Genomic DNA, 13,473 nt, shown 5'->3' with positions numbered 1-13,473 from the left:
TGGCCTCCCTGCCGAAGGTGGTCAGCGAGGGTCGTTGAGGAGTTTGCTGATCTGTTCGTGAAGTTCGCGCGGCAGGTGGGTGGTCCAGCGATCGGCTGCCTCGGCTGCCAGGTCCCGGCTCCAGCGCCAGCTGTTGCGCGCTGCCGTGCGCACGTCCTGGTCGCGGGCGGCGGCCGTGGTGGAGGCGTAGCGGTGGCGGTCGGTGGAAGGCAGGTCCTTTTCGAGCGCGCGGCTGGGGGTGAGCCAGTGGGCCGTGCTGTCGCGCAACAGGCGGCAGAGCTGGAGTTGTTGGGGGGCGATGACGGTGTGCAACAGGGCGTGGGCGCGGGCGATCTCGCCGCGGGCCAGGACGTGGGCGAGCATGAGCGTCCAGTTGGTCAGCTCGTTGGTGAGCTGCTGGGCGGTGGTCTCCGGCTCGGGTGGACGGAAGGTGGCCAGCTGTCGGGCGGCCCGGGTGAGTCGGCCGGTTCGGTCGAGCAGGATGGCGTTGTCGGGTCGGGGCAAGTGCACCATCCCTTGCCAGGTGGGGACTTCGTCGATGCCGGGACCGGCCGGGGTGAGGTGGAACTCGCCGCGCATCAGGTCGTCGAAGACGACGGCGAGGATGCCGTACATGTTTGTGTAGGCGAGCTGGAGCGGCGCGAGCTGTGCCAGGAAGGCTGGGCCGTCGAAGTCGGCGAGGCGGTCGTCCTGGATGTAGAGGTATGCCTCGATGTCGGAATGGGCATCGGCCTCGCCCACGGTCCACGAGCCGTAGAGCAGTACGCCCTCCAGCCGGGTGTCGGCGTGGGCGAGCTGTCGCAGGCGTGCGATGCGGTCGTCCAGGGCGGAACGGGCAGAGTGAACGGACATGGTGTGGTTGTGTCTCCTGAGGTGAGCGTGCGGGCACGCTGACGGGGCCCGGCACCTGCCGGGCGGATGTCTGTGGACCGTTGCGGCCCGCTCAGGAGAAGTTGCCCATGATCGAGATCATAGGGGACGGGGCAGCCGCTGTGTCGGCGGCAGCAGATCAGGGTGGCCGCGATACCGGCGAGGGCCAGGAAATGCTCAGCTTTGCGGCCCGGACGGGCCGAAGCCCGGCGGCAGCTGCCGCCATGTACAGCCTGTCATGGCCACGAACACGATGGCTGCCAGCACCTGCCGGTCCCCATACCGGCGACGCTCCAACATTGCCATCACGGCACTCAACCCAACGGACACGCCAGTTGAGACGATCTCTTGGGTGAGTGTTTGGTTGGTATATCAGGAGGTCCGTGCTGATTTTGAGCGACCAAGTGCGGGCATAAGCCTGAAAAGCTGCCGGGAACATGGCTTATGTGTGAATCTGCAGAGCGATGATGCGCCGGTTTCCTTGCAAGAGCTCCCGACTCCTATAGAGCTCGTAACACGATCACAATCCGGGCTTCTTGAGGCGTGTCCACGCACACGCGGGTCGTTGGCGGTGCGCGCCCCGAAGGCGCGATGTCCTTCGGAGCGCGCGGCAGGGGTTCGGGTTCAGGCGTTGTAGCCGCCGTGGGCGTCCAGCACTGCGCCCGTGACGTACGACGCGGCGGGGCTCGCCAGGAAGGCGATCGCCGCGGCGATTTCGTCGGGGTGCCCCATGCGTTGCAGGGACAGCGAGCTGACCAGGGCCTTGAGGGTCTCGGGGTCCGGCGGTTGCATGCCGCCCTCCATCAGTCCGGCCTCCACGACGTTGGCCGTGATGTTCCGGGGCCCGAGGTCGCGTGCGACGCCCATGGTGTACCTCTCGATCCCGGACTTGGTCGCCGAGTAGTCGGCGAGGCCGGGGGCGCCGACCCGGGAGCCCAGTCCGGAACTCACTGTGATGATGCGGCCGCCCGCGCGCAGCACTCGGGAGGCGGCCCGGATGACGGCGATCACGCCGAGGTAGTTGGTGGCGTGCATCCGGTCCAGTGCGGCGGTGTCGGCATCCGGGTCGTCCACCGTGCCAGCCACGGAGATCGCCGCGTTGTTGACGAGGATGTCCAGGCCGCCGAAGTGCGCGACCACGTCGTCGATCAGCGCCGGCGCCCGGCTCGTGTCCGCCTGGTCGGACTGGAAGGCGACGGCCTTGGCTCCCTTGCCGTGCACCTCGTCGACGACGGCCTGCGCCTGTTTCTCGGAGCTGACGTAGGTGAAGGCGACGTCGGCGCCCTGCTCGGCCAGCAGTCGCACGGTCGCGGCTCCCAGTCCGCGCGACCCCCCGGTGACCAAGGCGACTTTGCCCGTGAGTGGCTTGCTCATTCTTCTCACCTCGTTGATTGACCCTTCCCGGCAGTCGCAACATTAATTGTTACGACAGACTGTTGCAACCTTCACTGTTACGATTGCCGTAACATGAAGCGTTGCGGCCGAGAGGAGGAGTCCATGAGCGCCAACAGCAGGCTGACCATCGCCGCCCACGCGCTGGCCTGGATCGGCCTCTACCAGCGCCAGGGCCATGAGGTCGCCACCTCCGAGCAGATCGCGACCAGCGCGAACACCAACCCAGTGGTGATCAGACGGCTGCTCGGCGAGCTGCGCAGGGCCGGGCTCGTGGAGTCCCGGCGGGGCGTGGGCGCGGGCTGGTCGCTGGCACGCGAGCTGGAGTCGATGACCCTGCTCGACGTGTACGAGGCAGTGGAACCCGGCCCGCTGTTCGCAATGCACCGCACCACCCCGGACCAGGGATGCGTGGTGGGTCACGGCATCCAGCCGGCGATGCAGAGCATCTACGAGGGCATCGAGGAGACCCTGAGACACGAGCTGGCCCGCGTCACGCTCGCGAACGTACTCCGGGACGTACTCGCGGCACCTCGCTAGCCTCCCCGTTACGCCCTGACATCACCAAGACCCCCATCCATGCCCGGCCGGCGAACAGCCTGGCAACCAGTCACGCCGAAGACCGTTGCGGTATCAGACCGTGTCCTACGAGCTCGTAACTTGATCACGTTGTAGTGCCCTGGTCCGGCGTGACCGATGTGACGATTCCGCCGTTCGGGAGGATGTGAGCACCCGGCCATGGATCGTGGACGACGACTTGTGGGCGCTGATCGAGCCGCTGCTGCCGCCCTGGCCAGAGAAGTCGCCGGGCCCACGGCCGGTACCGGACCGGCTGTGTACGCAGGGCATCCTGTACGTCCTCTACAACGACATAGCCTGGCAACTCCTGCCGCTGGAGCTGGGATTCGGCTCGGGACAGACCTGCTGGCGGCGCCTGGACCGCTGGCAGCAGGCCGGAGTCTTCGACCAACTGCACCGCATCCTGCTCGCCGAGCTGAACGCGGCCGGCGAACTCGACTGGTCCCGCGCGCGCGTGGACGGCTCCCACATCCGCGCGAAAAAGGGGGCGCCGACACCGGTCCGTCGCCGGTCGACCGCCGCAAGACGGGCAGCAAACACCACCTGATCTGCGACGGACGCGGCACCCCGCTCAAGGTCAGCACCACCGCGGCCAACGTCAACGACGTCACCCAGACCCTCGCCCTGGTCGATGGCATCCCGCCCGTGGCCGGACGGCCCGGGCGGCCACGCCGCCGCCCCGACTCGCTCCTCGGTGACAAGGGCTACGACTCCAACCCCGCCCGCCGGGAGGTGCGCAAGCGGCGGATCCTGCCGGTCATCTCCCGCAAGGGCGCCCCGAACATCAAGGGCCTGGGCAAAGCCATCCTCTACGTCGACCGCACCGGCATACCCTGGCGCTACCTCCCCCACGACTTCCCACCCCACCAGACCGTCTACGGCTACTTCGCCCGCTGGGAAGCCGACGGCATCTTCGACCAGCTCACCGGCCTGTTACGCGGCAAAGTCCGCCAAGCCGAAGGCCGCACCAGCGAACCCACCGCCTGCCTGATCGACAGCCAGAGCATCAGGACCTCCCGCGGCCGTTCCCCTGACCAGCCAAGGCCTCGACCCGGCCAAGAAGATCATCGGACGCAAGCGGCACATCGTCACCTACACGCTCGGTCTGCTTCTGGCCGTTGCCGTCACCGCCGCCAGCGTCCACGACGTCACCGCCGGCACCCAACTCCTGACCGAGGTGGCCGAACGCCGCCCCACGGTCACCAAAGCCGGGCCGACAACGGCTGCAAGACCAAAGCCGTCGAACACGCCGCCCAGATGGACATCGACCTGGAAATCGTCCAGCGCGACCCCACCGTCCGCGGTTTTCACGTCCAACCCCGCCGCTGGGTCATCGAACGCACCCTCGGCCGGCTCATGCACCACCGTCGCCTGGCGCACGACTATGAAACCCACCCCCCCCGCTCAGCCGCAATGATTCAGCTCGCCGCCATCAACCTCATGACCCGCCGCCTCACCGATGAAGCCATCCCGAACTGGCGCGACAGCTGAGCCCAATGAAACGGACAAGCAGGAACCGAACGCTCACTTAACCGCAGCACCGCCCCTGGACCTCGTGGTAACGGCTGTTACCATGCTGGTATGGCGAAGACACAGCTGGGTGCACGCGTAGATGAAGACGTCGCGGAGCTCGCGAAGAAGCGCGCTGCTGACCTGGGCCTGAGTGTCGGTGACTACCTTGCCCGGCTCGTCCAGGACGATGCCAGCGGCCTGCGTGCCCGTGCGGTGGACGCGGCAGCCCGTTTTCTGGCCGAACACCAGGCAGTCTTCGACGACGCCGAGGAAGCCCAGCAGAGGCGGGGAGCGGGCGCGGCCTGATGGAACTCCACATCGACGTCCCCTGGATCCTCCAGGTCGCCGAGGCCGCCGGAGCGAACGACCCGGCCCCCGACGATTACGGCATCCCCGTCTCGGCGGTCGCCCGCCACCGGGCCGAGCTGTTCGAGCAGCCCGTCTACGACGGCCCCTACGCCAAGGCAGCCGCACTGGTGCACACGCTGGGTCGGTGTCGCTGGCTGGAGCGCTCCAACATGGCCGTCGCCGCGGCGACCGGCGTCATGTACCTCGAAGCCGCCGGGATCCCCGTCAAGCCCGCCCGCCAGGACGCGGTCGCCCTGAAGGACCTGCTCCTCGACCCTGCCTGCACCGCTGGGAAGATCGCCGCTCTGCTGCGTGCCTGGCCCACTGCCACCTGACGTCCAGCGTGTGGCCGCGAGTCCGCACGCCACCGCGCGGGGGCAACCGTGGCCGGCCGACGCTGCCTTCCTTCCGAGGCTGTCCTCCGACGCCGGAGGGAAAAAGGGAAGGGGCCCGGCTGGTGCCGGGCCCCTTCTTCTCGTAGCGGGGACAGGATTTGAACCTGCGACCTCTGGGTTATGAGCCCAGCGAGCTACCGAGCTGCTCCACCCCGCGTCGGTGGTGCCACTCTACACAGTGGCTGCGGCGCGTGGCGGTGTGTGCCTCGGTCGTCAGCCGCGGACGATGTTCTCGGCCTGCGGTCCCTTCTGGCCCTGGGTCACGTCGAAGGTGACCGACTCGCCCTCGACGAGCTCCCGGTAGCCGTTGCCGGTGATGTTGGAGTAGTGGGCGAAGACGTCCGGTCCGCCGCCGTCCTGGGCAATGAATCCGAAGCCCTTCTCGGCGTTGAACCACTTCACGGTGCCGCTGGCCATGCTCTGTCCTTCGATATCGCCGGAAACTTGGCTGGTGTCTGGGCGGGGCCGACCGCAACGGGAAGGCACCCGGCATCCGTTCTACCCCCTCTTCGCGCGGTTATCCGACTGTCGCGCCCGTCAAAGCGTGCCGTGCATGGCTTCCAGGGCGTACGGAACATCTGTTGCTTGCCGCTCTAGCAGATCGACCGGGTGGGAGCCGTTCTCGCCGGGCGCGTTGCCCGCGAATCATGGCGGGGTTCTGGTTGACGGCCGACTCGGCCCGTGTCCGGCTGTGGGCGCTCATCGAGCGCGGGTGGGCTGCCGTGCCGGCGCCGCGGCGGAGCGAGCAGCCGTACGCCAGCGGATTGGCGGTCGTCGTCGAGCACGACGCGGTCGGCCTCGGATGGCTGGGCCTGTGGTCCGCAAACGGGCCACCTACCGCAGCCAGCCGCTCGGCGGCCCGCACGACGCCGTCGCCGTTGTGCGACTGCTGCCCGAGCGGCTGGCAGAGATGGCGGCCACCGTGCCCGGCCCCCCGCAGATCTCGAAACAGCCGGATCGCGTGCTGATGCGTTGTCAGTGGCACCCGCCACACTGGCCTTCTCGACTACCAAGCCAGGAGGGGCCGATGGCGTTCCGGGCCGTGCACGCGCAGTGGGGGACCGTCTTCGCGCACTTGCCCGATCTCGGTTGCGGGCGCTCGTGGGACCAGGTGTGGAAGGTGAGCCCGCCCGCGCCGCTGACCTGCGACGAGTGCGGTCACGGCATGTTCGCCAAGACCTCCCGCACCGGCTTACGGTTCTTCGCTCACGCCCCCGGTGCCCCCACCTGTGCGCTCGGCCTGGAGTCGGTCGCCCACCACCTCCTGAAGCTGGAGCTGGCCACCGCTGCCCGGGATGCCGGCGCGCACGCCGAGCTCGAAACCCGCGGTCCCGACGGCACCTGGCGGGCGGACGTGCTGGCCACCGACCCCGCCGGGACCTGGAAGACGGCGCTGGAAGCCCAGCTCGCACCGATCACAGACGCCGACATCACCGCACGCACTGAGAAGATGCGCGCCGACCGCGTCGCCGCGATCTGGTTCAGCGACCGGCCCCGCCCGCCCTGGCTCGGCACCGTCCCCTCCGTACGCGTGGCCCCGTCGGACGGGGAAAAGCGCCTCGCCGTCGTCGAGGGCCTGGTGAAGTTTGCCGGACGTGGCTGGAAGCCGGTCCCGGCCTCCCTCACCGAGTTCCTCGGCTGGGTGTTCTCCGACCGCATCGTCCCGCACAGCCCGCGGACCCCGCTGTCCTACCCGCAGCGGTCGCTCACCACGGTGTGGACGGCCCCGCAGTACATCACGGCCGAGACCGTGCACCTGGAGGAAGAGGAGCAGCGACAACGCCTCTACGAGGCCCGGATTGAGGCCCTGCGACGGGAGAAGGAGAAGAGACGGGAGCAGATCCGCGCCAGGAACGCAGTCACCCGGGCCAAGGCCCTGGTCGAGGCCACCGCCGCCGAGCGGGCCGCCCGTACCCGGCCGCCCGGCAGACTCTGGCAGGTGGCCCGCGTCTTCCGCCGCGGCGTCGACCAGGCCCTGGCCAAGCTCGCAGAGGAGTACGGCGTTACCGCGACCGTCGGCTACAGCACCGGTGATCCCCGATACGCCGGCGGCGTACCCCTCGTTGGCGAAGACGGTGCCCCAGTGGCGGTCTTCGATCCGGACCCCAACCGCGTGCGCGGGGAGGCGTTCCTGTTGCTGGCCGGACTCCTGCTGATGTTCCCCAGCAAGGCGGATCAGCGCCGCTTCGAGAACGCGTCGAACATCAAGAAGAAGCACCGGCCGATCGACGGCTACCGCACCGACTTTGCCGAGATCCCGGTGGAGCCCAGCTGTGCCTCGAACACTCGTTCGTGCACCTGCACCACCCCGCAGCTCGTCGCGAAGATCCAGAACGCGGAGTACTCCGCCGAGCCGAGCGAGCGAATGGCCCCGGCCGCTGCACCCTTCCGCGCGGAGTGTCGCACGTGCGGCAGCCGGTATGACAAACCGTGGCGCCGGACCAGCAACACACCCATTCCGCGGCAGCAAACCCCGGCTGCGAACGCCCGGCCGTCGACGGCGTCGACCTGAACCTCAAGCGCGGCGAGATCGTCACCGCGATCGGCGAGAACAGCGCCGCCACTGCCTGTGGGACAATCCCTCCGACACCGCCACCCTGCGCAGCGACCGCGACCGCTTCATCGACGGCGAGTCCCGGGGCCACGACCGCCACCGCAGCCACCGCCACTGACCCCTGGGCGAGCAGTGCCGTCAGCCAGGGCCCGGTACCGGCACAGCCCAACCTTCACCACCACGGCGCGCCACCCCGCGAAGGGGTGGCGCGCCGCCAGTATGACAGCGGCATGTTATGACGGACACTGCGTCAAGTGAGTCATATCGGCGGACGGTCGACCAGGTCGTGGTCCTGCGCCTAGGACCGGCATCCGGCGACTGCGTGCCCTGATGGACGACCGTGATGTGCTGTTCGGGCCGTCCGGGGTGCTTGAGTTCGTCGGCGCTGATCCACGACCGGCCGTCGGCTGCGGTGAGCGGGGTGGCCGGTGGCGCCCACCGGCCGGCCGAACCGCTCGCCGCGCCGGTCCCCGAGCAGCTATCGGCGGAACGCCTCTCGACCAAGGCCGCCGCCCGCACCGTGAATGAGACCCTGACGTGGCGGGCACCTGTCGAATGCGCCGGCTGCGGGTGCCCGAGACCGCCCCGGGCAAGGACATCTGTCCGGCCTGTCCGGCCTGTCTGGGCTGGCCGCCTTGCCGCACCTGCCCCCACTTCCCGGCGAGCCCGCTCCGACGGCAACGGCCGCTGCACTACCTGCGCCACGGCATCGACTGGCCGAGCTGGACCCAGAGGCGGTCAACGACCGTGAACGGCTGGAAGCTCGGGAAACACGAGCAGCTGAGGGGCCGCGGATGCAATGGGCGTCGCTTGAAGCCGCCGTCGACGCCTACGTGCTGCACGAGAGCCGGTTGTCAGCGGTCACGCAATTCCCCAGTTCCACCCGCTTGAACGTCATGTGATTTCCCACTCCCACGGTCATGATTGCTCATGAGGACGGCGGTCGGGAGCATTACTCCGGGCGTCGGAAATCAGATCGAGCTTCCCTGCTGTGGTGTTTCGAGAACTGAGTAGTGATCCATTCGGGTTCCTTCTGGTTTCCCATGCGCATGCTGGAACCGGGTTGTGGGTCCTGGCATTTTGGAGCCGCCGTCGTCTCCCTCGGCCCACGGGCCGAGGGAGACGACGGACGCGCATGACAAGGAAAACGCGACTTCCTCGTACTGGACGGCCGACGCCTCCGTCGCGCATGCCCGGTGGTCCCGCGTGCAGGGCTGATGCCGCCCCTGGTGTGGGTCGATCGGCCGCTCACGGCCGCAGGCTGCCGGCCCACGGTGAACGACCTGGCTGGCTTGCAGTCTTGCTTACGGGCCGTCGTGGACGAAGGGGGCCCAGAGGGTCGGGTCGGTGGGATGCTGGGTGCGGAGCTCGGCGACGGCGTGGTGGAGGGCCCGCGCGGCCTCGGCAGAGGCTGGGCCGTCCGGGCTGGCGAGGTGGCGGTAGAAGGCGGCGGCCACCTGGGGTGCGGCCTGGTCGCTGATGGACCACAGGGCCGCCACGACGTGCCGGAATCCTGCGATGCGCAGTGCGGCAGCGGTGTGCACGGCCTCGTCCGGGAGATGCGCGGCGCCCAGTCGGGTGTGGCAGGCGGACAGGAACGCGAGGTCAGCTGTGTCGAGCCGCAGGTCCGCGATGTCGAGGAGGTTGAGGTCACCGTCCCGCAGGCAGAGGCCCGAGCCGGCGGGTGCCGTCATGTCGATCCAGCCGTGGCAGGCGAAGTGTGCCCAGGCATGTGCGGGCAGTTGTTGCCGTACGGCCGCCGAAGTGGCCGCGTCCTCGGCCAGAACCGTCAGCCGGCGGCGGCCGAGGATTTCGCCGAGCGCACGGAGTTCCGCCGCCACTGCGGGCAGCACGGCGTGGCCGCGTTCGGTGTCAGTCAGCGCGACCGCCAGCAGTGTGGGATCCGCGGGCGCGGGCCGCCGCCGGGCGTCGATGAGAGCGGACAAGGTGGTGGTGTACGAGGACACAACCGCGTACGGCAGGCCGACCGGTTCGATGCGGTCGGCGGCGCCGCGCGGGTAGCGTCCGGCGGCGTGCAGCGGCAGAGCGGTGAGGGACGCCGTGGGGCACCACCACAGCCGGGGCGGGGCCGTCGACTCGTGCGGCCAGGCCAGCCGATCGAGGACCGGCCTGGCGATGTGTTCCCACAGCCACTCCAACGTGTCGTGCATGGTGTGCCGGGCACGCTCGCGTATCAGGCCGGTGGCGCTTGGCTTTATTGCAGCCGCCAGGTGGCCCAGGTAGGTGTTGGCGACCGCGTCGATGCCCGGCACGTTCACATCGGGCAGTTCCACGACCTCGATCCCCCCGCCCGGTAACAGGAGAATCGCGTCGCAGCGGATGGTGCTGATGTTGACGATGACGACGGGCCCTTCCGCCGCAGCAGGTGCGAGCGCGTCGAACGCGGCCGGGCCGAGGAACGCGGCAAATCCGGGCAGCTCCCTTACCTCGCACACCAGCTGCTGCCAGCGTCGGGCCAGCCGCAGACGTGCTTCCTGGTCAAGTCGGCTGTCCTTGTTGAGCGTCGCGCGTACCTGCTCCAGCTCAGCGGCGCGAGCGGGGTCGTGGGCCGCGAGGGCAGCGAGATCCGCACGCAGGTGCAGCGTCGAGCCCCACAGGACCGACCGACCCTGTTCGAGCAGTTCCACGGCCAGTTCGGGCTGCCCAGTGCCGATCGCCAGGGCTGCCGCCTCGCGCGGCATCGCCGCGCCGTCCTGGATACTCCGCACCTGGTCGTCCCGGTCCAGGCCCGCCCAGCCGAACTCCCGCAGCAGCGCGACTGCGGCGCAGGACGCCGCCAAGGCGTCGACCCGGTCGTCGACCTCCATGGCGACCCCGGCCCAGCAGCGCGCGGCGAACAGCCGGTCCTGGACGGAGGAACCCGTCGCTTCCGCCGCCGCCCGGAGAGCCGCCACCGCTGCCCGGCGGTCCGACTCGTCCCCGTCGCGGAGGAACCGGTCGATCAGCGCCACGGCCTGGCCGGTCTTCACCTCGGCGTAGACGGAGTCCGTCTCGGTGCACGCCGCGGCGGCCGCCGTGAAGGCCGCCAACATCTCGCCCTCTTGGACGACGACTCCGTGCTCATCGGCGCCCATCAGCAGCTTGCCGAGAATTCGGTTCGCTTCGACCGCCAGCCTGCCGCCGCTTGTTTGCGCAGCCGCCTCCCGCGCCACCTCGACAGCCTCGCTCCGCCGACCGGCGGCCTCAAGCTCCTGGGCCAGCTTCGCCGCAACGATCGGCCGCTCCACATGGGTTGGCGGCAGGGAGTCCAGCGCGCGCCGGGCCGCATCCACGGCAGCCCCGCCGCGACCGGCGAACGCCTCTTGCACCAGCCGCTGCGGATGGCCCACCGGGGCACCCCGCAGGGCCTTCCGTAGGTACTCTTCGACTGCCTCGGCGTCCCGCCTGTCCGCGGCCCGTCCGGTCATGTCAGCCCGTGCCTGCAACGCCGCCTTGAGCATTGTCGCCGTCGCGGAGGCGTGCTGGACGTCGTCCGCTTCCACTGCCGCCAGCAGCACTTCGACCGCGGCGTTCAGATCATCCAGGGAACTGCGCCGTGTGCCGCGTGCGACCAGCGCGGCTCCCAAGTTCATCCGTGACACCGCGTCGTCGGAGGTAGTGTGCCCGACCGCTGCCCGGCCCAGCTCGACGGCCTCGTCCAAGAGCAGCTCCGCGTCGCCGTGCCGGACCAGGGACGCCAGCGCCGCGCAGAGGCTCGACTCCAGCGCCACCCGGTCCTCCAGGGTGCCGCCGGGCTGGGCCAGGGCCGGTCTGCCGGTCTCCTCGACGGCAGTGCGGAGCGGGCCCGCCTCCCCGGTGGCCTCGTAGCGAGCCCGCTCCAGGGCGATCAGGACCTGAGCGGCCCTCAACCGCGCGTAGTGGCCGGTCGGCAGGACGTTCAGCGCCTGGTACGCGACGTCGAGCGCCTCGTTGAGGTCCTCGGTCCGTCCCCGGTGCTCATACCGGTCTCTCAGCACGTCACGCAGCGAAGCCAGCATGAGGATACGTGCGGGAAGACCAAGAGGCGCCGACCCCACAGCCCTCCGGTTGATGTCGACCGCCCGGTCCAGCAGGCCAACATCGCCTGTGCCCATGAACTTCCGGTACGAGCGTGCCGCAGCCGCGTAGAGCATCACCGGCTCGCTCGTCGGCCGCCAGACGAAAAGGGGATCACCCGGCTCGCCCGCAGTGCGGACCAGCTGGTAGATCTGGTCGGCCGCCTCCGAGTGCCCGGCACCATGCGCGCGGGAGAACCAGTAGAACGCCTCCGCATACTGTTGCCGTCTCAACGCGCGCACGCCGTTCCGGTATAAACCGCCGTACTCGCCCTCATTGGCCGCCATGGCCCCCCTTACCGCAGCAGATGGTTCGAAGCGGCCCCAGCGTAGGCCACCGCTCACTACAGTGATGCCATGTTCGAAGCAACTGCCCTCGACTACCTGCCCACCACCGACTTCAGGTGGACCGAACGCGCCTTCGAACTCCTGGCGGCGGGCGAACTCACCGTCACCCCTTACGCAGGAAGCGGCGCGCCCTGCTTTGTCGTCTCCGGTCGGTGCCCCCGCTGCGACCACCACCTGGTGGACCGTCAGGTAACCACCGCGCTCACCGGCCTGTCCGGACCCAGCCGAGGTGGAGACAGTGAGCAGCCGGCCGTCGTGATGCTGGACGTGACCTGCAGCTGCGGTAGCGAACACGGGAACGCCCCGGCGGGGGCGACCGGTTGCGGAGCCAGCTTCCGGATCGAATTGGTCGCCGAATGAACCTGGTGCCCCGCCTCCCCGCGCAACCGCCCACCGAGACCGATCTGGCCGAGCGGGACCGGTTCCAGGTCCTGGTGCGCGAGTCGCTGCCGAGCGTGCGGGCCAGTGCGGAGGCATGGCGCAACGGCCTGGCGGCCTTTGTGACCCTGATCGGCGCAGCGGTCGTGATCAAGGGGCAGACCACCACAGCCGACCTTCCCCCGCTGTGGCGCCTGGCCGTCACTGTACTGATCGGCGGCGGTCTTGCCCTCGCCGTGACGGGCCTGTGGCACGCCCTGGCCGCGCAGTCCGGGACGAGGCCGTTGGCGGTCACGCTGGCCGACATCCACCGCGAGTACGGTTCGGTGGACGGCTTCGAGGTCGCCATCGCGATCCGGGCGGAGCGTCGGCTGACGCTCGCCCGCCGCACCGTCGCGCTGGCGCTGGCCTGTCTGTTCATCGGGACGGTCCTCACCTGGTGGGCACCCGCCCCCCAGCCGGGAAGCCCTCGGATGACGCACAGCTCTGTCACCCCGGCGGCACGCTGAGAGCGGCCGACGGAGGGCTGCCAAGGACCTTCGCCGACAGGCAGGACAAGCCGGTGAGCCTCCGCTCGCCACCGTCACCGGCATGACGATCACCACCGACCGCAACCGACCCGGCCACCAGGTCACGGCGGACGAGGGGCGGGCTGCTGGTCGGCGGGGTGCAGCACCGCCCAGCCCGTCCCCGTCGCGTACGAGTGCCCCAGGTGCTGGGGCGAGGAGCTGGCCGAGCTCGACGCCGGCGAACGGAATCCCCGGCGAGAACGCTGCCCTCCGCGAGCAACTCACCAACTGCTCCGACGTCGTGGTCCCACTGCCTCTCGCCCGCCGAGAGTGAGCCGACTTGAGAGACGGGAAAGGTGGGTCATGTCAGCCCAACACCGGCCATGTCTACGCCCGTCCAGCACCAAGCGTCGATTCACGGGGCCGCGGCACCCAGGACGGGTCAGAGGTGTCGCCCATGGCAGTCGCTTTCGGGCCCACCGTCGACGTGCCCGACCGCGACTTCGGTGATGGCCCCTCCTCCTGGGATTCCC

At 69.6% G+C, this 13,473-nt stretch carries 10 protein-coding genes, 1 tRNA gene and 2 pseudogenes; 7 read left to right on the top strand and 6 right to left on the bottom strand.

Annotation, left to right across the window (positions count from 1 at the left end):
- Positions 1 to 21 precede the first annotated feature (21 nt).
- The 3 genes and pseudogenes from ACIBBD_RS29235 to ACIBBD_RS29225 form a co-directional block, all read right to left on the bottom strand.
- A complete protein-coding gene (locus ACIBBD_RS29235) occupies positions 22 to 852 on the bottom strand; it encodes an aminoglycoside 6-adenylyltransferase (protein ID WP_399422545.1) in 831 nt (276 codons plus the stop codon).
- Positions 853 to 1,059: 207 nt separating this feature from the next.
- A pseudogene (locus tag ACIBBD_RS29230) lies at positions 1,060 to 1,158 on the bottom strand (transposase); the annotation flags it as partial.
- A 336-nt stretch (positions 1,159 to 1,494) separates the two neighbouring features.
- On the bottom strand, positions 1,495 to 2,244 hold the full coding sequence (locus tag ACIBBD_RS29225) for an SDR family NAD(P)-dependent oxidoreductase (RefSeq protein WP_086741804.1): 750 nt from the start codon (positions 2,242 to 2,244) through the stop codon (positions 1,495 to 1,497).
- Between the two features lie 123 nt (positions 2,245 to 2,367).
- On the opposite strand from ACIBBD_RS29225, the gene ACIBBD_RS29220 reads away from it, so the two are divergent.
- From ACIBBD_RS29220 to ACIBBD_RS29200, 5 genes and pseudogenes are all read left to right on the top strand, one after another.
- Complete coding sequence (locus tag ACIBBD_RS29220; RefSeq protein ID WP_033325690.1) at positions 2,368 to 2,802, top strand: Rrf2 family transcriptional regulator; 435 nt, start codon at positions 2,368 to 2,370, stop codon at positions 2,800 to 2,802.
- A 184-nt stretch (positions 2,803 to 2,986) separates the two neighbouring features.
- Positions 2,987 to 3,388 (top strand): transposase, encoded by a 402-nt coding sequence (locus ACIBBD_RS29215; RefSeq protein WP_399422544.1) that lies wholly within the window; start codon positions 2,987 to 2,989, stop codon positions 3,386 to 3,388.
- Positions 3,280 to 4,332 (top strand): annotated as a pseudogene (locus tag ACIBBD_RS29210) (IS5 family transposase). The gene ACIBBD_RS29215 and the pseudogene ACIBBD_RS29210 overlap by 109 nt, the downstream one beginning before the upstream one ends.
- A 90-nt stretch (positions 4,333 to 4,422) precedes the next feature.
- Complete coding sequence (locus tag ACIBBD_RS29205) at positions 4,423 to 4,659, top strand: hypothetical protein (protein ID WP_399422543.1); 237 nt, start codon at positions 4,423 to 4,425, stop codon at positions 4,657 to 4,659.
- On the top strand, positions 4,659 to 5,036 hold the full coding sequence (locus tag ACIBBD_RS29200) for a fic family toxin-antitoxin system, toxin component (RefSeq protein WP_399422542.1): 378 nt from the start codon (positions 4,659 to 4,661) through the stop codon (positions 5,034 to 5,036). Before ACIBBD_RS29205 ends, ACIBBD_RS29200 begins: the two co-directional genes overlap by 1 nt.
- Positions 5,037 to 5,179: 143 nt before the next feature.
- Here ACIBBD_RS29200 and ACIBBD_RS29195 read toward each other — a convergent pair.
- Both ACIBBD_RS29195 and ACIBBD_RS29190 read right to left on the bottom strand, forming a co-directional pair.
- A tRNA-Met gene (locus ACIBBD_RS29195) sits at positions 5,180 to 5,253 on the bottom strand.
- A 56-nt stretch (positions 5,254 to 5,309) separates the two neighbouring features.
- On the bottom strand, positions 5,310 to 5,513 hold the full coding sequence (locus ACIBBD_RS29190) for a cold-shock protein (RefSeq protein ID WP_399422541.1): 204 nt from the start codon (positions 5,511 to 5,513) through the stop codon (positions 5,310 to 5,312).
- Between the two features lie 397 nt (positions 5,514 to 5,910).
- On the opposite strand from ACIBBD_RS29190, the gene ACIBBD_RS29185 reads away from it, so the two are divergent.
- Positions 5,911 to 7,608 (top strand): competence protein CoiA, encoded by a 1,698-nt coding sequence (locus tag ACIBBD_RS29185; protein WP_399422540.1) that lies wholly within the window; start codon positions 5,911 to 5,913, stop codon positions 7,606 to 7,608.
- 1,346 nt (positions 7,609 to 8,954) lie between these two features.
- Here ACIBBD_RS29185 and ACIBBD_RS29180 read toward each other — a convergent pair.
- Positions 8,955 to 12,347 carry a CHAT domain-containing protein gene (locus tag ACIBBD_RS29180; protein ID WP_399422539.1) on the bottom strand — a complete coding sequence of 1,131 codons (3,393 nt, stop codon included), beginning with the start codon at positions 12,345 to 12,347 and terminating at the stop codon, positions 8,955 to 8,957.
- Between the two features lie 62 nt (positions 12,348 to 12,409).
- Here ACIBBD_RS29180 and ACIBBD_RS29175 point away from each other — a divergent pair, with 62 nt between their 5' ends.
- Positions 12,410 to 12,940 carry a hypothetical protein gene (locus ACIBBD_RS29175; RefSeq protein WP_399422538.1) on the top strand — a complete coding sequence of 177 codons (531 nt, stop codon included), beginning with the start codon at positions 12,410 to 12,412 and terminating at the stop codon, positions 12,938 to 12,940.
- Positions 12,941 to 13,473 lie beyond the last annotated feature (533 nt).

Source organism: Streptomyces sp. NPDC051315, assembly GCF_044455165.1.
Taxonomy (GTDB): domain Bacteria; phylum Actinomycetota; class Actinomycetes; order Streptomycetales; family Streptomycetaceae; genus Streptomyces.
Note: the sequence above shows the minus strand (reverse complement) of the source record. Positions and strands in the feature narration are given on the sequence as shown.

Excerpts from the sequence above, each read along its gene's own strand:
- ACIBBD_RS29235 (WP_399422545.1), bottom strand. The coding sequence starts at position 852 with ATGTCCGTTCACTCTGCCCGTTCCGCCCTGGACGACCGCATCGCACGC.
- ACIBBD_RS29200 (WP_399422542.1), top strand. The coding sequence starts at position 4,659 with ATGGAACTCCACATCGACGTCCCCTGGATCCTCCAGGTCGCCGAGGCC.
- ACIBBD_RS29225 (WP_086741804.1), bottom strand. The coding sequence starts at position 2,244 with ATGAGCAAGCCACTCACGGGCAAAGTCGCCTTGGTCACCGGGGGGTCG.
- ACIBBD_RS29220 (WP_033325690.1), top strand. The coding sequence starts at position 2,368 with ATGAGCGCCAACAGCAGGCTGACCATCGCCGCCCACGCGCTGGCCTGG.
- ACIBBD_RS29190 (WP_399422541.1), bottom strand. The coding sequence starts at position 5,513 with ATGGCCAGCGGCACCGTGAAGTGGTTCAACGCCGAGAAGGGCTTCGGA.
- ACIBBD_RS29205 (WP_399422543.1), top strand. The coding sequence starts at position 4,423 with ATGGCGAAGACACAGCTGGGTGCACGCGTAGATGAAGACGTCGCGGAG.
- ACIBBD_RS29175 (WP_399422538.1), top strand. The coding sequence starts at position 12,410 with ATGAACCTGGTGCCCCGCCTCCCCGCGCAACCGCCCACCGAGACCGAT.